Here is a 19,819-nt window from a genome sequence, read left to right as displayed (position 1 = left end):
CCGGGAGTGCCGGGCATGGTTCCCACCCTCACCTTCGTCAGTTCCGCCCCGAACCCTGCGACAGCCGGGCAGACGGTCACCCTCACCGCCCTTGTCCAGCCCCTGTGGTTCGGCACGCCAACCGGAACGGTCACGTTCCGCTTCAGCAGCGGCCTCACGCTGACGGCGCCCGTGGTGGGCGGTCGCGCCACTGTGTCCACCAACGCCCTGGACGCGGGTTTCCACACCGTCACCGCGGTCTACAGCGGCGACGCGAACTTCGGCCCGTCCACCGGCACCGGCCTCCAGGTGGTCTTGAAGAGTCCGACCGTGACCACGGTGACCTCCTCGCCCGACCCTTCGGACCTCGGGCAGCCGGTGACCTTCACCGCGACCGTCACCCCGTCCGCCCCCGGCGTGACCGGCACACCGACCGGCAGCGTCACCTTCGTCATCAGCGGCGGCCCCACGCTGACCGCCCCCGTGGTCGGCGGGCGGGCCACGGTCACCACCAGCGCCCTGCCCGCCGGCAGCCACACCGTCACCGCGACGTACAGCGGCAGCGCGGCCTTCCTCACCTCCACCGGCACCGACGTCCACACCGTCCGCGACCAGGCCGGGACCAGGACCGCGCTCACCTCCTCACCGGACCCTTCCACAGCCGGCCAGTTGGTGACCTTCTTCGCGACCGTCACACCGGTCGCACCGGGGCCGGGCACGCCGACCGGCACGGTCACCTTCACCTTCGGCGACAACACACCACCGGTCACGGCACCGGTGCGGGGCGGCCTGGCGACCGCCACCCACGCCTACCTCAGCCCCGTCGGCAGCCCCTTCACCGCCACCGCGTCCTACAGCGGTGACGCCTCCTTCGCCGCCTCCGCCGGTACGGACACCCAGACGGTCACGCGTGCCGCGTCGTCGACGACGGTGTCCACGTCGCCGGACCCGTCGGTGGTGGGTCAGCCGGTGACCGTCACCGCCCAAGTCGGCCCGGTCGCGCCGGGGTCGGGCACGCCGACCGGCACGGTCACGTTCACTTTCGGCGACGGGTCCGCGCCGGTGACCGTCCCCGTGACGCGGGGGGTGGCCGTCACCTCGCACACGTACACCGGGGCGGCGGGCAGTCCGTTCGTGCTGACCGCGTCCTACAGCGGCGACGGCGACTTCGCCGCGTCCACCGGTACGGATATCCAGACGGTGGGCAGGGCGTCGACGACCACCGTGGTCTCCTCGTCGCCGGACCCATCGGTGGTGGGCCAACGCGTGGCCTTCACCGCCCGGGTCGCACCGGTCGCGCCGGGGTCGGGCACGCCGACCGGCTCGGTCACCTTCACCTTCGGCGACGGCACCCCAGCCGTCACCGTCCCCGTCACACGAGGGGCGGCCGTCACCTCGCACACCTACACCCGCGCGGCCGACAGCCCGTATCCGGTCACCGTCACCTACAGCGGTGATGCCTCCTTCGCCGCGTCCGCCGGTACGGACACCCAGACGGTGGGGAGAGCGTCGACGACCACCGTGGTCTCCTCGTCGCCGGATCCCTCCGTGGTCGGTCAGCCGGTGACCGTCACCGCCCAAGTCGCCACGGCCACACCGGGGTCGGGTACACCGACCGGCACGGTCACCTTCACCTTCGGCGACGGGTCCGCGCCGGTCACCGTCCCCGTGACGCGGGGGGTGGCCGTCACCTCGCACACGTACACCAGCGCGGCGGGCAGTCCGTTCGTGCTGACCGCGTCCTACAGCGGCGACCGCGACGTCAGGCCGTCGTCGGGTACGGACACCCAGACGGTGGGCAGGGCGTTGACGACCACGGTGGTGTCCTCGGCGCCGGATCCGTCGGTGGTCGGGCAGTTGGTGACGTTCACTGCCAACGTCGCGGCGGTTTCCCCGGGCGGGGGCACGCCCACCGGCACGGTGACGTTCGACTTCGGCGACGGGACGGCGCGGGTCACCGCACCCGTCACGGGAGGTGTCGCGAGTACCTCGCACCGGTTCCCGACCACGACGGGCAGCCCGTTCGCGGTCACCGCCACCTACAGCGGGGACGGTGACTTCACGGCCTCCGCCGGTACGGACACCCAGACGGTGCGTCGCGCGCTGTCGGTGACCGTCGTGCGGACGTTCCATGACCCGTCGGTGGCGGGCCAGCGGGTGGCAGCCATCGCGCGGGTGGTGGCCGTTCCGGTGGGAGGGGCGCGCCCCACGGGGACGGTGACGTTCGACTTCGGTGACGGGACGGCGCCGGTGGTCGCGCGGGTCGTGGGGATCGGCTGGGCGTGGGCGGTCCACACCTACCCGACCACGGCGGGCAGTCCGTACGCGGTCACCGCCACCTACAGCGGTGACCGCGACGTCAGGCCGTCGTCGGGCAGGGACACCCACACGGTGGGGAAGGCCGCCACGACCACCGTGGTGTCCTCGTCGCCGGATCCGTCGGTGGTGGGTCAGCCGGTGGACTTCACGGCGACGGTCGGCGCGGTCGCGCCGGGGGCGGGGACGCCGTCGGGCACGGTGACCTTCGACTTCGGCGACGGGACGGCACCGGTGACGGCCCCCGTCTCGGGTGGCGCGGCGACGGTGACGCACGCGTACGTCAGCGCGGCCGGCAGCCCCTACCCGGTGACGGTTACCTACAGCGGGGACGGCGACTTCGAGGCCTCCGTGGGCACTGGGAACCACACCGTGGCCCAGGCGTCGTCGACCACCACCGTCACCTCGTCGCCGGATCCGTCGGTGGTGGGTCAGCCGGTGGACTTCACGGCGACGGTCGGCGCGGTCGCGCCGGGGGCGGGGACGCCGTCGGGCACGGTGACCTTCGACTTCGGGGACGGCTCGCCGGCGGTCACCGTGCCGGTTGAGGCGGGGACGGCGAACGTGGCGCACACCTATGTGAGCGCGGCGGGCAGCCCGTACACCGTCACGGCCACCTACAGCGGGGACGGCGATTTCGGTGCCTCGGCCGGCACGGAGACCCACACCGTGGGACAGGCGTCGTCGGCCACCGTCGTCACGTCGTCGCCGGATCCCTCGGTGGTGGGCGAGCCGGTGACGTTCACCGCCCTGGTCGGCGTGATCCCCCCGGGGGCGGGGACGCCGTCGGGCACGGTGACGTTCGACTTCGGCGACGGCTCCTCCCCCCTGTCGGCGCCCGTCGAGGCGGGGGTGGCGACGGTCACGCACACCTATGTGAGGACGTCGGGCAGCCCCTACCCGGTGACCGCCTCCTACGACGGGGACGGCGACTTCACCGCCTCGGTCGGGACGGACACCCAGACGGTGGGCCAGGCGTCGACGGCCACGACGGTGAGTCTGTCGCCGGATCCGTCGGTGGTCGGCCAGGCGGTGACGGTCATCGCCGAGGTGGCTCCGGTCGCGCCGGGGGCGGGGACGCCGACCGGCACCGTGACGCTCGACTTCGGGGACGGGACCGCCTCCGTGGTGGTGCCGCTGACCGGCGGGGTGGCGGCCGTCACCCACGCCTACGCCGACGTGTCCGCCACCCCCTACACGGTCACGGCCGTCTACAGCGGGGACGGCGACTTCACCGCCTCGGTGGGGACGGAGACCCAGACGGTGGACCAGGCGTCGTCGACCACCACGGTGACGTCCTCGCCGGAACCGTCCGTCGCCGGGCAGCCGGTGACGTTCACGGCCGTCATCGCGGCCCTCCCGCCGGGTGAGGGCCTGCCCACCGGCACGGCGACGTTCGACTTCGGGGACGGTACGCCGGCGGTCACGGCACCGGTCGAGGGCGGGACGGCGACCGTCACCCATACGTTCACCGGCGCGGCCGGCAGCCCGTACCCGGTCACCGTGACCTACAGCGGCGATGCCCGTTTCCACCCCTCCTCCGCCGGGGGCGTCCACACCGTCGGTCAGGCCGCCACGGCCACCACCGTGGTGTCGTCGCCGGACCCGACCGTCGTCGGCGAACCGGCGGAGTTCACCGCGGTGGTCACACCGCTCGCCCCCGGGGCAGGGGCCCCGTCCGGCACGGTGACGTTCGACTTCGGGGACGGTACGCCGGCGGTCACGGCACCGGTCGAGGGCGGGACGGCGACGGTCACCCACACCTTCACCACCACGGTCGGCAGCCCCTACCAGGTCACCGCGACCTACGGCGGGGACCTGGACTTCCTGCCGTCCAACGGCACGGACAGCCACACCGTGGACCGGGCCCAGACCACCACCGCGCTGACGACGTCGCCGAACCCCTCCGCGCCCGGGGACCCGGTGACCCTGGCCGCGCGGATCGCCGTGGTGGCTCCCGGGGCCGGCGCCCCGACGGGGACGGTGACCTTCGACTTCGGCGACGGGACCGCTCCGGTCACCGTGCTGGTGGCGGACGGACTGGCCACGGTCGAGCACGCGTACGCGAGCGAGACCGGCAGCCCGTTCACGGTGACCGCCTCGTACAGCGGCGACGCCGACTTCACGCCCTCCGGCGACACCCGGAGCCATACCGTGGATGCCGAGGTCGCGGTCACGTCGACCGTGGTGACCTCGTCACCCGACCCCTCGGCGGTGGGCGATGCGGTCGCGTTCACCGCGACGGTCACCGCGCTTCCCGCCGGGTCGCCCGAGCCGACCGGAACCGTCACCTTCGACTTCGGCGACGGTACGCCCCTTGTCGAGGTGCCCCTGGTGAATGGGGCCGCCACCGCCGTGCACACGTACGCCACCGCCGTCGGCAGCCCCTATCCGGTCATCGCCACCTTCAACAGCGGGTCCGGATTCGCCGCGCGGACGCTCGCCGCAGCGGAAACCTTCAGCTCCTCCACGGGAGTTGACACCCAGACGGTGGTCCCCGGGGCCTCGACCACGACGGTCACCTCGGCGCCGGACCCCTCGACGGTGGGGCAACCGGTCACCTTCACCGCGACCGTCGCGGCCGCCGAAGCGGGGGCCGGCACCCCGACGGGCGCGGTGACCTTCGACTTCGGGGACGGTACGCAGACGGTCACGGCCTCTGTCGAGGACGGCACGGCGACGGTCACCCACACCTACGCCACCGCGGCCGGCAGCCCGTACCCGGTCACCGCCACCTACAACGGCGACGCCGACTTCACCCCCTCCCTCGGTGCCGACACGCAGACCGTCGACCCGGCCGCGACGACCACCCAGGTGTCCTCCACACCGGACCCGTCGGTGGTGGGCCAGCCCGTGACGTTCATCGCCCGGGTGGCGGCGGCCAACAGCGGGTCCGGCACACCGTCGGGCACGGTCACGTTCGACTTCGGGGACGGTACGCCACCGGTCACCATCCCGATCACCCTGTTCGCGTTCAGCAGCGCCCTGCGGGTCACCCACACGTACACCAGCGCCTCGGGCAGCCCGTACGCGGTCACCGTCACCTATAGCGGCGACGGTGACTTCACCCCCTCCGTGGGCACCGACACGCAGACCGTCGGCCCGGCCGCGACGGTCACCGAGCTCTCCTCGTCACCGGATCCCTCGGTGGTGGGTCAGCCCGTGACGTTCGTTGCCCGGGTCCTGCCGGTCGCCCCCGGAGCGGGGACTCCTGACGGCACGGTTACCTTCGACTTCGGTGATGACTCGCTGCCGGTCACGGTGCCGGTCGACGGTGGGGCGGCCACCGTCACGCACGCCTACGCGAACTCGGCCGCGGACGCCTACACGGTCAGCGCCACCTATAACGCAGCCGCCGACTTCGCCTCGTCGGCCGGTACGGACACCCAGACGGTGCGCCCGGCCGCGACGGTGACCGAGGTGACCTCGTCCCCCGACCCGTCGGTGGTCGGCCAGCCGGTCACCTTCACCGCGACCGTCTCCCCGGCCGAGCCGGGGGCGGGCGCTCCCACGGGGACGCTCCTCTTCGACTTCGGGGACGGCTCCACACCGGTGGCGGCGCCCGTCACCGACGGCAAGGCGACGGCCGCCCACTCCTACACCAGCGCCTCGGGCAGCCCCTACACGGTCACCGCCACGTACGGCGGGGACGGCGACTTCGAGGCCTCGGCCGGCTCCGACACCCACGCCGTCGGCCCGGCCGCGACGACCACCACCGTGACGTCGGCCCCGAACCCCTCGGTGGTCGGCCAGCCGGTGCTGTTCACCGCGAGGGTGACACCGGTACCTCCCGGGGCGGGAGTTCCCACCGGCTCGGTCACCTTCGACTTCGGTGACGGCACCGCAGGCCTCACGGTGCCGGTCACCGGCGGAGTCGCGACGGCGTCCCACACCTACACCAGCACCGCCGCCGGCCCCTACACGGTCATCGGCGCGTACTCCGGAGGCGCCGACTTCGAGGCCTCCGTCGGCACCGACGTCCAGACCGTCACGCAGGCCGAGTCGACCACGACGGTGACCTCCGCGCCGGACCCGTCCGTGGTCGGCGAGCCGGTGGCGTTCACCGCCACGGTGACCACGGTCGCGCCCGGTGCCGGCAGCCCCGCCGGCACGGTGACGTTCGACTTCGGTGACGGCACACCACCGGTCACGACACCGGCCACCGAGGGCCGGGCCACCGTCGGCCACGCCTACGAGCACGCCGCCCTGACGCCGTATCAGGTCACTGCCTCCTACAGCGGCGACGGCGACACCACTGCCTCCGCGGGCGTGGAGCACCACCTCGTCGCCCCGGCCGCCACGATCACGACCGTCAGCTCCCGGCCGGACCCGTCGGTCGTGGGTGAGCCGGCGACGTTCACCGCAAGGGTGCTGCCCGTCGCCCCCGGGGCGGGGGAACCCGCCGGCACGGTGACGTTCGACTTCGGAGACGACACCCCGGCCGTCACGGTGCCCCTCGCGCAGGGGGCCGCGACCGTCACCCACGCCTACACGGGCGCGAGCGCGAGCGCTTACCAGGTCACCGCCACCTACGACGGCAGCGCCGATTTCTCCGGATCGCTCGGTACCGACACCCACGCCGTCGGCCCGGCCGCGACGACCACCACCGTGGTGTCGTCGCCGGACCCGTCGGTGGTCGGCCAGCCGGTGACCCTGAGCGCCACGGTGACCGCCGCCGCGCCGGGCGCCGGCACCCCGACAGGCACCGTGACCTTCGACTTCGGCGACGGCACCCCGCCCGTCACGGCGCTGCTGGCCGGTGACACGGCGACCATCACGCACGCGTACCCCACCGCCGTGAGCAGCCCCTACACCGTCACGGCCACCTACAACGGGGACGTCGACTTCACCGCCTCAGCGGGCTCGGACACCCAGGTGGTCGGTACGGCGGAGACGACCACCGCACTGACGTCGTCCCCCGATCCGTCGGTGGTCGGCCAGCCGGTGACCTTCACCGCCACCGTGGCCCCGGCGGCACCGGCCGACGGCACCCCGGCGGGCTCGGTGACGTTCGCCTTCGGCGACGGCACCCCGCCGGTCACTGTCCCCCTCGACGGCGCGGTGGCCACGGCGACGCACGCCTACCCCGGCGCTGGCCCGTACACGGTGAACGCCCACTACGGAGGCGACCCGGACTTCGCCCCCTCCCAAGCCGCAAAGACCCAGGCGGTGGTCAGGGCGTCGTCCACGACCACGGTGGTGAACTCGCCCGATCCCTCGGTGGCCGGTCAGCCGGTGACCTTCACCGCCCGCATCGCCGTCGCCCAGCCCGGCGCCGCGGTCCCCACCGGCACGGTGACCTTCACCTTCGGCGACGGCACGCCACCGGTCACGGCGCCCGTCACCAACGGGACGGCGACCACCCAACACGCGTACGCCGGTGCGGCCGGCAGCCCCTATACCGTGACCGCGAACTACAGCGGTGACCAGAACGTCACCCCCTCCTCGGCCACCGACATCCACACCGTGGGGGCCAGGGCGGCCTTCACCTCCACCACGGTGACCTCGTCCCCCGACCCCTCGGTGGCCGGCCAGCCGGTGACCTTCACCGCCACGGTCGCACCGGTGCCACCCGCCGCGGGCACCCCCACGGGAACGGTCAGCTTCGACTTCGGCGACGGCACACCGCCCGTCGAAGTCCCCCTCAGCCAGGGCACGGCGACGGTCTCCCACGCCTATCCCGGCGCGGCCGGCAGCCCCTACACGGCCACCGCCTTCTACAGCGGGGACGCGGACTTCAGCTCCTCCGCCGGCTCGGAGAAGCACGTCGTCAGCCGGGCCTCGACGACCACCGCGGTGACCTCCTCCCCGGACCCGTCGGTGGTCGGTCAGCAGGTGGCCTTCACCGCCACGGTCACCCCCGTCGCGCCGGGAGCCGGTACGCCCACGGGCACGGTCACCTTCGACTTCGGCGACGGCACACCACACGTCCTGGCACCGGTCGTTGACGGAGTCGCGCAGGCGGCGCACGCCTACGCGGACGTGCCCGGCGCCCCCCTCACCGTCCATGCCGCCTACAGCGGGGACGCCAGCTTCGGCTCCTCCGGCGGCACCGACACCCAGAGCGTGGTGCGGGCCGCGTCGGCCACCACGGTGACCTCCGTCCCCGATCCGTCGGTGGTGGGCCGGCCGGTGACGTTCACCGCCACGGTCACCCCCGTCGCGCCGGGAGCCGGTACGCCCACGGGCACGGTCACCTTCCACTTCGGCGACGGTAGGACCGCCACCGCCCCGCTCGTGGACAACATGGCCACGGTGACGCACACCTACACCAGCACGACGGGCAGCCCGCTCACCGTCACGGCCGCCTACAGCGGCGACGCGAACATCGCCCCCTCCAGCGGCACCGACATCCACACCGTCGACCGGGCTGCCACGGCCACCACGGTCACCTCGTCACCGGATCCGTCGGTGGTGGGCCAGCAGGTGACTTTCACGGCCTCGGTGGCGCCGGTCGCGCCTGGCGCGGGTACGCCGTCGGGGTCGGTGGCGTTCGACTTCGGTGACGGCACCGCCCCGGCCACGGCCCCGTTGTCGGGTGGCAGCGCCACGGTGACCCACACCTACAGCACCCGGTCCGGCAGTCCGTACGCCGTGACCGCCACCTACAGCGGAGACACGGACTTCGCCTCCTCCACCGGGACGGACACCCAGACCGTGAACGCGGCCGGGACGACCACCACCGTGGTCTCGTCGCCGGATCCGTCGGTGGTGGGCCAGCAGGTGACTTTCACGGCCTCGGTGGCGCCGGTCGCGCCTGGCGCGGGTACGCCGTCGGGGTCGGTGGCGTTCGACTTCGGTGACGGCACCGCCCCGGCCACGGCCCCCTTGTCGGGTGGCAGCGCCACGGTGACCCACACCTACAGCACCCGGTCCGGCAGTCCGTACGCCGTGACCACCACCTACAGCGGAAGCGATGACTTCACGTCCGCCAGCGGCACCGACACCCACACCGTCGACCGGGCTGCCACGGCCACCACGGTCACCTCGTCGCCGGATCCGTCGGTGGTGGGCCAACAGGTGACCGTGACGGCCACGGTGGCGCCGGTCGCGCCGGGTGCGGGTACGCCGTCGGGGTCGGTGGCGTTCGACTTCGGTGACGGCACCGCGCCGGCCACGGCCCCGTTGTCGGGTGGCAGCGCCACGGTCACCCACACCTACACCACCGGGGGCCCGTATCCGATCGCTGCGAGCTACGGCGGGAACACGGACTTCGCCCCCTCCACCGGCACCGACACCCAGACCGTGAACCGGGCCTCGACCAGAACCACCGTGGTCTCGTCGCCGGATCCGTCGGTGGTGGGCCAGCAGGTGACTTTCACGGCCTCGGTGGCGCCGGTCGCGCCGGGCGCGGGTACGCCGTCGGGGTCGGTGACGTTCGACTTCGGTGACGGCACCGCCCCGGCCTCGGCCCCGTTGTCGGCCGGCAGCGTCACGGTCACCCACACCTACACCACCCGGGTCGGCAGTCCGTTCACGGTCACCGCGACGTACGGCGGAAACCCGGGCTTCGCCCCCTCCAACGGGACGGACACACAGGTCGTGAACGGCGCGGGGACGGCCACCACCGTGGTCTCGTCGCCGGATCCGTCGGTGGTCGGCCAGCCGGTGACGTTCACCGCGACGGTGGCACCGGTGGCGCAGGGCGCGGGCACCCCGAGGGGCACGGTGACCTTCACCTTCGGCGACGGCACCGCCCCGGCCACGGCCCAGCTGTCGAACGGGACGGCCACCCTCACCCACACGTACACCACCAGGTCCGGCAGTCCGTACACGGTGAAGGCGACCTACGGCGGGAACACGGACTTCGCCCCCTCCAGCGGCACCGACACCCAGACCGTGAACCAGGCCTCGACCACGACCACGGTTATTTCCTCGCCGGACCCGTCGGATCCCGGCCAGCCGGTCAACTTCACCATGCGGGTCGACTCCGCCCCGCCGGGGGCGGGGACCCCGACCGGTACCGTCACGCTCGAGATCAGCGGCCGCCTGGCGATCACGCTCACCCTGGTCAACGGCGCGGCCACACTGACCACCCAGCCGCTGAGCGTCGGCGTCCACACCATCACCGCGACCTACAGCGGTAGCGGCGACTTCCTCCCCTCCAGTGGGACGGACACGCACACGGTGAGCCCCTGACGGGCCGTCTGCCACGCGCCGGGGAGGGCCGTCTCTGAGTACCCTGGGGCCCGACGCCGACGCGGGCCCCAGGGTTGCGGCGGCGGGAGTTCGCCGACCTGCCGAAGACCGTCTCCGGCAAGATCCGCCGTATCGGACCGCGTGAGGGCACCGCGCAGGGAAACGGCGGCGCCGCGTACCGGGAGGAGAACCACCGATGAGCCGCCACCAGGAGCTGTCGTACGCCAGCGGAGCCGCCGAACGGCCGCTGCTCGGACACACCATCGGCGCCGATCTGACCGGCACCATCGCCCGGTTCGGCGACCGCGAGGCGCTGGTCGAGGTGGCGAGCGGCCGCCGCTGGACCTACGCCGAGCTGGGCCGCGCCGTCGACGAGGTGGCGCTCGGCCTGCTCGCCAAGGGGGTCGCCAAGGGCGACCGGGTCGGTATCTGGGCGCCCAACTGCGCCGAGTGGGTCCTCGTCCAGTACGCCACCGCCAAGATCGGCGCCATCCTCGTCAACGTCAACCCGGCATATCGGGTGCACGAGTTGGCGTACGTCCTCCAGCAGGCCGGGATCACCGTCCTGGTCTCCGCCGTCCATCACAAGACCAGCGACTACCGCCGGATGATCGAGCAGGTGCGCGCCGACAGCCCGGCGCTGCGCGATGTGGTCTACATCGACGACCCGACCTGGGGCGGGCTGCTGGCCGCCGGCGCCGCCGTGCCGTCCTCCCGGCTCGCCGCGTGCGAACGCGCGCTGACCGCCGACGACCCGGTCAACATCCAGTACACCTCGGGCACCACGGGCTTCCCCAAGGGCGCCACCCTCTCGCACCACAACATCCTCAACAACGGCTACTGGGTCGCCGAGACCCTCGCCTACACCGAGCACGACCGGGTGTGTCTGCCGGTGCCCTTCTACCACTGCTTCGGCATGGTCATGGGCAACCTCGGGATCACCTCGCACGGCGCCTGCATCGTCATCCCGGCCCCCGCCTTCGACGCCGCGAGCACCCTGAAGGCCGTCCAGGACGAGCGCTGCACCTCCCTCTACGGCGTCCCCACCATGTTCATCGCCGAACTCAACCACCCCGACTTCGCCGACTACGATCTCTCCTCCCTCCGTACCGGCATCATGGCGGGCTCCCCCTGTCCGGAGGAGGTCATGAAGCGGGTCGTCGCCGAGATGCACATGTCCGAGGTCTCCATCTGCTACGGCATGACCGAGACCTCCCCGGTCTCCACCCAGACCCGCCGCGACGACGACCTCGAACACCGCACCGCGACCGTCGGCCGGGTGCTGCCGCACATCGAGGTCAAGGTCGTCGACCCGACGAGCGGGGTGACCGTGCCCCGCGGCACCCCGGGCGAGCTGTGCACCCGTGGCTACAGCGTGATGCTCGGCTACTGGGAGGACCCCGAGCGCACCGCCGAGGTCGTCGACGCCGCCCGCTGGATGCACACCGGCGATCTCGCGGTGATGAACGACGACGGCTACGTCCGGATCGTCGGCCGCATCAAGGACATGATCATCAGGGGCGGTGAGAACGTCTACCCGCGGGAGATCGAGGAGTTCCTGTACTCCCACCCCAAGATCGCCGACGTCCAGGTCGTCGGGGTCCCCGACGAGAAGTACGGCGAGGAGATCGCCGCCTGCGTCATCCTCCGCGACCCCGAAGACCCGCTCACCCGCGACGAGTTGGCCCGCTACTGCCGCTCCCGCCTCGCCCACTACAAGGTGCCTCGCTATCTGGAGATCGTCGACGCCTTCCCGATGACCGTCAGCGGCAAGGTCCGCAAGGTCGAACTGCGCGAACGACTGGCCAAGGAGGTGGGGGCGGTGTCGTCGCCGTAGGGGCGTCCGCGCGGGCCCGGTTTCCGGGGTGAGCCGGGCCCGTGGGCTGTCGGGCCGGCGTATGCGGTTGCCGGATCGGCCGGGCCGGCGGGCTGCCACGCTCGATTGTCAGACCCGGCAGGCAGGATGGAGGGGTGAGTGAACGGCGGGCAGCTCCGCCGGGCAAGGCCTACGGGGACACGGGGGCAGGAAATGACCGACACTGTCGTGGAGTTGGCGCGGCGGCTCAGGGACGCGGATGCCGGTGGCTGGACACCGCAGGGGGCGCGGGCCCTGGTCGCGGGGCTCGGCTGGACCTGGACGGACGGCGGTGCGGGACCGGTCATCGGCACGGGACGCTCCACCGGTGACGCCCGGCTGCGCCCGGTCGGCTCGATGGAGGAGCGGTTCGCCGACGGGGAGAGCTATGTCGAACTCGCCGTTCCGGTGCGGTCCGCCGGGCCGGACGCGAGGAGTCAGGCGGCGGCCTTCCGCGCGGTGCGGGACGAGCTGACCGCGGCCCTCGGCGAGGCGTCGGTCATGGGGGTGTACGGCGACATGGGCCCGTTCTACGACTCCGGGCCGTTGTGGGGCACTCCGTTCCTGCGCTGGCGCGACCGGCCCGACACGCTCGAACTCCGCGCCGGGAAGGCCGGTCCCGAGCTGATTCTCCAGCCCACGGATCCGGTGGAGAACTGGTTCTGGCGCCAGGGCATCGGCGAGGAGCACGCGATCACCGGCTTCTTCGGCAGCCGTAACGACCCGTCCAACGGGGGCCTCGGTTTCCCGGGCGCCTGGTACGCCCGGAGCTGGAAGACGGTGACCGGAGCGCTCGCCGGCTTCCTGGGTACCCTGCCGGCCGAGACGACCGCGCTCGGCACCTCCGTCTCCATGCCGCTCTACGGGCGGGTGCCCGGGGCCGGCGCCCCGATCCTCTTCGACCTGACCTGCGGCGACCGGCTCTCGCTCGGGTGCTTCGCGGAGGGGCTCGACGGGGGAGCCCTGGGGTGGGGCACCGCCGCCGACCACCCCGGGACGCGTTCGGTGTGGCCCGACGACGAGGACCCGCGGTGGCGTGTTGATGCCGGCGGTCCCGGTGAGCCGAAGGGCCATGAGCTGGCCGAGCTGTTGGTGGCCACGGCCCGGGCGGCAGGGGTGGAGACGCCCGGCGATCTGATAGTCGGCGGTGAGGCCACATACATGGGCCCGTACCACGTCAGCTTCTACGGCCTCGGGCTGAAGACCGGCTGAGCCGCAGGGGCCGGCGAGGCCGAGCAGCGGCGCGGCGCGGGGCCGCCCATGGACGTCCTGGCTCGCTCAGCGCTGCCGCTCTCCGGGCCAGTCGAGCAGCAGCCGCTGAGCGCGTGGCAGTGAGGCCACCACGAGGTCGTAGGAGTCCTCGATCATGTCGAGGACCAGCCGGTCGGGCAGCGCACCGTCCAGTGAAACGGTGTTCCAGTGCCGCTTGTTGAGGTGGTAGCCCGGGACCACCTCCGTATGCGCCGCACGCAGCCGCTCGGCAAGCTCGGGCTCGCACTTGAGGCTCACGGTGAGCGGTGTCTCCGTCAGCGTCGTCAGTGCGAAGATCTTGCCGCCGACCTTGAAGGTGGACACGTCCGGATGCCGGGGAAAGGGGAACTCCTCGGTCGCACCGTTGAAGCCCAGGCAGACGGTTCGTAGAGCCTTTGCGTCGATCATTCCGCCATTATGTCCGGCGCGGCAGGCGGACTGACGGGGCGTCATATGGTGCCCTCCGTACGGAACTCCTCCGGTCCGGATGAAAGCGCTGTGGGCTCCGGGCCGGTTTCGCTAGCGTGGCGGTATGTGGGTACGAGGGTGCGCGGCGGCCCCCTGCGCCATGCTTGCCGTCGACGGCGGAGGGCGTCCTGATTACGCCGTTGTGAGCTATCTGCTGCCGCTGGTGGTCGTGCTTGCTGCGGTCGGATATCTCGTGGCCACCCGGTGGCGGAGACTCCGCGACGCGGGTCTCTCCCGGTCGACACGCCGGGCCCACCGACCCGATGTCGTCAAGAGGCTCCGGCTGACCCGCGCCCAGGCGGCGGACGGTCTCACCACCACTGTGCGGTACCGGGTACGGACCGCCTGCCCCACCTGTGACGGGACCGGCTACCGGGCACAGGGCCGGCCGTGCCAGGCCTGCGCCCGCACCGGGCTCGGGCGGCGCCGCAGCGCGAAGGTCACCCTCAAGGTGCCGCCCGGCGTCCGGCACGGCACCGTGGTGAGGGCACGCGGCAAGGGCACCCCGGCGAGCGGCGGACGGCCCGCCGGAGACGTCCTGCTGGAGGTCGTGGTGCGGGGCGCCGCAGGCCCCAGCGCCCCACCGCCCCAGGCCCCTCCGCCACCCCAGGCCCCTCCGCCACCCCAGGCCCCTCCGGCGCCCCAGGGCCGGGGCCGCGCGCCATGGGCCTTCACCTCCGACGGCATCCGCTTCACGGTGGACCCGACCGGCTTCGGCGTCGACACCCAGCGCCTCGGCGTCACCACCCGGTCATGGTCCACGGAGATCCGGATGGCCTGGTCCGAGGTCCGCGCGATGGAGTTCTCCGCGGGTCCGCACGACCCGGTCCCCGCGCTGTATGTGGTGCCCAGGTCCGGTGTCCGCCGCTTCGTCCTGGACCAACGGCAGTTGAGCGGGGCGACCTGGCGGTCCCTCGCCGAAGCGGTCAGCGGTTGCACCGACGGCCGGGTCTCCTTCCGCCCGCCACGCCACGACGACATCAGCTGACCGGAGGCTCAACGGCGGCCGGCCCGGCGGCCGACCGGACTGCCGGGTCAGAGCCGGACCGGCGGCCGACCGGACTGCCCGGTCAGGCCCGGACCTGCGCCGACCAGCCCGGCTCCCGTCGCATACACATCCGCGGCCAGCGGTCCAGCCCCAGCTCGGCCTCGTGGGCCCGGACGGCCCGCAGTCCCGGGGTGAGTTCGGCATCGGTCAGCACCCGGAACCCGATCCGGGCGTAGTACGGCGCATTCCACGGCACTTCGGTGAAGGTCGTCAGGGTCAGCGCGGCCCCGCCGCCGTCCCGCTCGGCCCGTTCGATCAGCGCCCGGCCGATACCCCGGTGGGCCCGGTCCGGGTGTACGGAGACCTGCTCGACATGGGTGCATCCGTCGACCGGTTCCCAGAGGAGGTAGCCGACCGGCTGCCCGGTCCCGCCCCCGTCCGCCGGTTCGTCGTACGCCGCCAGTGCCCGTCCCGCCTGCTGAAAGGCCATCAGCTGCGCGGGCGACGGCGGCTCGTCGTCCGCGACCGGTCCCATACCGAGGTCGCGGAACGCCTCCCCGGCGGCCCGCTCGATGTCGCGGAGTACGGACAGTTCGGCGGGGGAGGGCGTGTGGATATGCACCGGCTCAGTCTTGCCGTTCCGGCCGGCGCGGGCCACCGGGTTTCCGGGGCCTCGCCGCCGGACGCCTGCGAAGGCCGGATCAGCGGCCTGCCGCGCCGTACTTGATGAGCTCGTCGGCCGGGTCGTTGACCGGCTGCGGGGTGCCCGTGAGGTCCATGACGAACAGCGGGAGGTGCAGCTCGTCCGCGCGGGCCCGGGCGTCCCGGGCATAGCCGGCGAGGGAGAAGAAGACCGCGAGGGCCGAGTCGTTGAGGCCGTTGAGCCAGACGCATTCGATCTCGCGCAGCTTGGTGGCCCGGGTGGTCGGGTCGACCTGGGCGACCACTCCGGTGCCGCGCAGGTCGATACCGGAGGCGGTGCGCTCCTGGGTCCGTGCCACATCGGCGTACCCCAGCCACTTCAGATACTGCTCGGCGGCGGTGACGCAGTCCCGGGCCGTACGGATCGTGACCGGGCGGAACGCGGGCCGCAGGAGGGCGCGCGGCGTATCGTCGGGGGCCGGCGACGGTGCGGGCTTCGACAGCTGCCGGCCGGCCGCGCGGAAGTTCGGCGGCGGAAGGGCGGGCGCCGGGGCGACCGGGACCCGGACGACCGTGCCGCAGGCGCAGCCGGACTCCGGCGCCGGCCACTCGTCCTGCCGCCCGCACACCTCACAGCGCACCTCCACCCAGGAGGCGCGCCAGGTGCGGTGCCGAATCTCGACGGGCACCCCGCCGCGCAGTACGGGCAGGGTCAGCGGGGCACCGCATGCGCACGGGAAGGTGGGCGGGGTGAAGGCGTTCTCCCGGCGGCACGTGGGGCACCGCACCGGCACGCTGTCGGCCATGTTCGGCTCCTGCGGGTAGGGCGGCAGACACCTCGATTCTGCCGCTGACCCCATCGTCCCGCCAAAGCCGGGTGGCCGGGGCCGAATCAGGAGGAGAGCGCCAGGCCGTGGGGAGGAAGCGGGGGAGCCATGGCGCACCTCGGGCAGATGGCGGCGCACAGGGCCCGGTATCCGTGACCGTACGGATTCCGGGCCCTGTGCGGCGTTTTCCGACCGACAGCGCGAGAAGTGGGCGCGACAGGACATCGCGCCGCCGGACGGAGTCTGTGGGGCAGGGGAGGAGGCGGGCTCCGCGGCGGGGGAGGCCGCTCGCCGCTCCCTGTCGGGCGAGCACTGCCACCGCACTGGATCTCCCCGCGGACCGCGGAGCTCGCGCTCCCTCTCCGTGCCGGCCGACCACCCCTCAACGGGCCGGCCGGCACGGATGCGCAAGGCGGCTGACCTCCCGTCAGTCCTCGCGCAGCTCGTGGACCCTGGCCTCGACGCGCTTGCCGTAGTCCGGGTCGGCGGCGTGGAAGTGGGCGAGGTTCTTCTCGATCACATCGTCGCGGCTGACCTGGGAGAGACCGCCGGCGATGTTGTCCACCAGGCGCTTCTTCTCGTCCTCCGACATCAGCCGGTAGAGCTCACCGGCCTGGAAGAAGTCGTCGTCCTTGGTGTGCGCCGGGGCCTCGTGGGTGCCGGTGTGGCCGGAGACGGCGAGCGGGGCGGAGAGCGGCTGGTCCGTCTGCACCGGGCCGCCGTAGGAGTTCGGCTCGTAGTTCTTGGCGTGCCGGTCGTAGCCGTTGGTCGCCATGAGGCCGTCCCGGCCGTAGTTGTTGGCCTTGCCACCCGCGACGGCCTTGGGGGCGTTCACCGGCAGCTGGGTGTGGTTGACGCCCAGGCGGTAGCGGTGCGCGTCGGCGTAGGCGAACAGCCGGCCCTGGAGCATCTTGTCCGGGGACGGGCCGATGCCGGGCACGAAGTTGTTCGGTGAGAACGCGGACTGCTCGACCTCGGCGAAGACGTTGTCGGGGTTGCGGTCCAGGACCAGGCGGCCGACCCGCTGGAGCGGGTAGTCAGCGTGCGGCCACACCTTCGTCAGGTCGAAGGGGTTGAAGCGGTAGTTCGCCGCCTCGGCCGCCGGCATGATCTGCACATACAGCGTCCAGGAGGGGTAGACACCGCGCTCGATGGACTGGAGCAGGTCGGTCTGGTGGCTGTTGGGGTCCTTGCCGGCCAGCTCGGCGCCCTGCTCGCTGCTCAGGCAGCGGATGCCCTGGTTCGTCTTGAAGTGGTACTTGACGAAGAAGGCCTCGCCCGAAGCGTTCGTCCACTGGTAGGTGTGCGAGCCGTAGCCGTTCATATGGCGGTAGGAGGCCGGGATGCCGCGGTCGCCCATGAGCCAGGTGATCTGGTGGGTGGCCTCGGGGGCGTGCGCCCAGAAGTCCCAGACGTTGTCCGGCTCCTGCTTGCCCGTGAAGGGGTCGCGCTTCTGGGAGTGGATGAAGTCGGGGAACTTGATCGGGTCCTTGATGAAGAACACCGGGGTGTTGTTGCCGACGAGGTCGTAGTTGCCCTCTTCGGTGTAGAACTTCAGGGCGAAGCCGCGCGGGTCGCGGGCCGCGTCCGGGCCGCCGAGGTTGTCGGCGACGGTGGAGAAGCGGATGAACGTCTCGGTCCGCTTGCCGACCGTGTCGAGGAAGTCGGCGCGGGTGAAGGCGGTGACGTCGTCGGTCACCTCGAAGTAGCCGTACGCGCCCGAGCCGCGGGCATGGACGACTCGCTCCGGGATGCGCTCGCGGTTGAAGCGGGCGAGCTTCTCCAGCAGGTGCTGGTCCTGGAGGATGATCGGGCCGCCGACGCCGGCGGTGGAGGAGTTCTGGTTGTCGGCGACGGGGGCGCCAGCCTCCGTAGTGAGAAAGCGCGCCGTCGGCGTGGGCTTCGACATGGTGACCTTCCGTACGAGAGCGCGGAAGTTGGCTTCCGCAAGTCGGAGCGTAAGAAGAGCTCCGACCAAACGTCAACAGTTTGTTGAAACAAACCCTGGCGGGTATGCGGGTGGGTATTCCGGGCGGCGGCCGCGCCTGGGCGCGACAGGACAGGTGTCAGCACAGCCACCGCCCGGAAGCTGATGGGAAGCCCTACGCCAGGCCTCCGGCGCCCCGGACCTCCAGGAGGACCGGTCGCCGCGTGGAGACGGCTTCCTTACGCGCCCACTCGGCCGCCGAGCGGAGCTCCGCCGGATCGGCCGGACCCGCGAGGGACCGGCCTGTGCAGCCGTATGCCTCGACGAGCTTGAGGTGATCCGTGAAGCCCGCCTCGTGGTCGAGCGGGGTGAGCATGATCAGTACGAACGGCGTCTCATACTGTGCCGCCGCCGCCAACTCCTCGGCAATAAAGGGGAGTTCGTGGCTGTCGATCACCACGACGACCTCCGTATCCAGCTCGCCCCGGGAGTCCAGCGCCTTGCGCACACCGATCGCGGCGGGCACCTCCCAGCCGGGCGGGCCGCCGCCGGCGCCGTCCGTACCGCCGATGACCTGGGCATCCGGCCCGAAGAGCGCGATGAGCTCCCTGGGCGCCCCGGACGTCGGACCGCGCCCGGCGTCATAGGTGATCTCCGTCGCGGCCGGCCCGGCCGGGACCTCGATCAGTACCGGACCGGGACGTCCCTCCCGCGCGATCCGGAAGGCCTCGCGAAAGGCTCCCGGAATCCGTGCCGGATCCTCGATCCGCTCGGCGCGTTTGGTGACCGCCCCGGCCAGCCGGACGAGATCCGGCAGCCGGAAGGCCTCGTGGTGCGGCGGCCAGGTCCGCTGCGGACCAGGCCCCTCCCGGCCGGTGACGCACACCAGGGGGACCGCCTCCTGCTGGGCCGCGTACAGCCCGGGGACCAGACGGGCCACCCCGGGCCCTGCGGCCACCGCGACGACGCCCGCCGTCCCGCTCGTACGTGCCCAGCCGCGCGCCATGTGCGCGGCGGCCTCTTCGTGGCGCACCGGCAGATGCGCGAGGCCGCCGGCCTCCTCCATCGCCGCATAGAGCGGGAGAAGGGCGGCACCGGGGCAGCCGAAGACGAGCTCGACGCCCTCGTCCCGCATGATCTGGACGGCCGCCGTCCCCCATTGCCCGAACGGCACGGGAGGTACCGCCACGGCGGGAATCCGCTGCACCGCCATGGGCTCAGTTTTCGGTGGTGTGTCCGGAGAGGCGTTCGACGCCGCGCAGGAGGGCGGAGTGGTCCAGGCCGCCGTCGCCTTGGGCGCGGAGGGAGGCGACGAGGTTGGCGACGACTGCACCGACGGGGAGGGCGGCGCCGACGGTGCGGGCGGCGTCGGTGACGATGCCCATGTCCTTGTGGTGCAGGTCGATGCGGAAGCCGGGGGTGAAGTC

General features: G+C 72.6%; 10 protein-coding genes. 4 read left to right on the top strand and 6 right to left on the bottom strand.

Annotation, left to right across the window (positions count from 1 at the left end; genetic code table 11):
- The first annotated feature begins 15 nt into the window (after window positions 1–15).
- From ACZ55A_RS14600 to ACZ55A_RS14590, 3 genes are all read left to right on the top strand, one after another.
- Window positions 16–10,434: an Ig-like domain repeat protein gene (locus ACZ55A_RS14600; RefSeq protein ID WP_468839211.1), complete on the top strand. Its 10,419-nt coding sequence runs from the start codon at window positions 16–18 to the stop codon at window positions 10,432–10,434.
- 196 nt (window positions 10,435–10,630) lie between these two features.
- Window positions 10,631–12,271, top strand: coding sequence for an AMP-binding protein (locus ACZ55A_RS14595; protein WP_468839208.1), 1,641 nt, complete (start codon window positions 10,631–10,633; stop codon window positions 12,269–12,271).
- Window positions 12,272–12,463: 192 nt separating this feature from the next.
- Window positions 12,464–13,501, top strand: coding sequence for a hypothetical protein (locus ACZ55A_RS14590; RefSeq protein ID WP_468839205.1), 1,038 nt, complete (start codon window positions 12,464–12,466; stop codon window positions 13,499–13,501).
- A gap of 66 nt (window positions 13,502–13,567) precedes the next feature.
- Here the strand turns inward: ACZ55A_RS14590 and ACZ55A_RS14585 are convergent, their stop codons facing one another.
- On the bottom strand, window positions 13,568–13,948 hold the full coding sequence (locus tag ACZ55A_RS14585; RefSeq protein WP_468839202.1) for an MmcQ/YjbR family DNA-binding protein: 381 nt from the start codon (window positions 13,946–13,948) through the stop codon (window positions 13,568–13,570).
- Between the two features lie 124 nt (window positions 13,949–14,072).
- Here ACZ55A_RS14585 and ACZ55A_RS14580 point away from each other — a divergent pair, with 124 nt between their 5' ends.
- Window positions 14,073–14,996 carry a DnaJ C-terminal domain-containing protein gene (locus tag ACZ55A_RS14580; RefSeq protein ID WP_468839199.1) on the top strand — a complete coding sequence of 308 codons (924 nt, stop codon included), beginning with the start codon at window positions 14,073–14,075 and terminating at the stop codon, window positions 14,994–14,996.
- An 82-nt stretch (window positions 14,997–15,078) separates the two neighbouring features.
- Here the strand turns inward: ACZ55A_RS14580 and ACZ55A_RS14575 are convergent, their stop codons facing one another.
- From ACZ55A_RS14575 to ACZ55A_RS14555, 5 genes are all read right to left on the bottom strand, one after another.
- On the bottom strand, window positions 15,079–15,618 hold the full coding sequence (locus tag ACZ55A_RS14575; RefSeq protein ID WP_468839196.1) for a GNAT family N-acetyltransferase: 540 nt from the start codon (window positions 15,616–15,618) through the stop codon (window positions 15,079–15,081).
- 79 nt (window positions 15,619–15,697) lie between these two features.
- Complete coding sequence (locus ACZ55A_RS14570) at window positions 15,698–16,444, bottom strand: hypothetical protein (RefSeq protein ID WP_468839193.1); 747 nt, start codon at window positions 16,442–16,444, stop codon at window positions 15,698–15,700.
- A 448-nt stretch (window positions 16,445–16,892) separates the two neighbouring features.
- On the bottom strand, window positions 16,893–18,374 hold the full coding sequence (locus ACZ55A_RS14565) for a catalase (protein ID WP_468839190.1): 1,482 nt from the start codon (window positions 18,372–18,374) through the stop codon (window positions 16,893–16,895).
- A 193-nt stretch (window positions 18,375–18,567) separates the two neighbouring features.
- Window positions 18,568–19,605 (bottom strand): thiamine pyrophosphate-binding protein, encoded by a 1,038-nt coding sequence (locus ACZ55A_RS14560; RefSeq protein WP_468839187.1) that lies wholly within the window; start codon window positions 19,603–19,605, stop codon window positions 18,568–18,570.
- A gap of 4 nt (window positions 19,606–19,609) precedes the next feature.
- The coding region (locus tag ACZ55A_RS14555) for an NAD-binding protein (RefSeq protein ID WP_468839184.1) at window positions 19,610–19,819 on the bottom strand (210 nt) is incomplete at its 5' end.

Source organism: Streptomyces sp. NPDC034111, from assembly GCF_055575375.1.
This window is presented reverse-complemented; position numbering and strand designations above follow the sequence as displayed.

Excerpts from the sequence above, each read along its gene's own strand:
- ACZ55A_RS14580 (WP_468839199.1), top strand. The coding sequence starts at position 14,073 with ATGTGGGTACGAGGGTGCGCGGCGGCCCCCTGCGCCATGCTTGCCGTC.
- ACZ55A_RS14590 (WP_468839205.1), top strand. The coding sequence starts at position 12,464 with ATGACCGACACTGTCGTGGAGTTGGCGCGGCGGCTCAGGGACGCGGAT.
- ACZ55A_RS14585 (WP_468839202.1), bottom strand. The coding sequence starts at position 13,948 with ATGATCGACGCAAAGGCTCTACGAACCGTCTGCCTGGGCTTCAACGGT.
- ACZ55A_RS14570 (WP_468839193.1), bottom strand. The coding sequence starts at position 16,444 with ATGGCCGACAGCGTGCCGGTGCGGTGCCCCACGTGCCGCCGGGAGAAC.
- ACZ55A_RS14560 (WP_468839187.1), bottom strand. The coding sequence starts at position 19,605 with ATGGCGGTGCAGCGGATTCCCGCCGTGGCGGTACCTCCCGTGCCGTTC.
- ACZ55A_RS14565 (WP_468839190.1), bottom strand. The coding sequence starts at position 18,374 with ATGTCGAAGCCCACGCCGACGGCGCGCTTTCTCACTACGGAGGCTGGC.
- ACZ55A_RS14600 (WP_468839211.1), top strand. The coding sequence starts at position 16 with ATGGTTCCCACCCTCACCTTCGTCAGTTCCGCCCCGAACCCTGCGACA.
- ACZ55A_RS14595 (WP_468839208.1), top strand. The coding sequence starts at position 10,631 with ATGAGCCGCCACCAGGAGCTGTCGTACGCCAGCGGAGCCGCCGAACGG.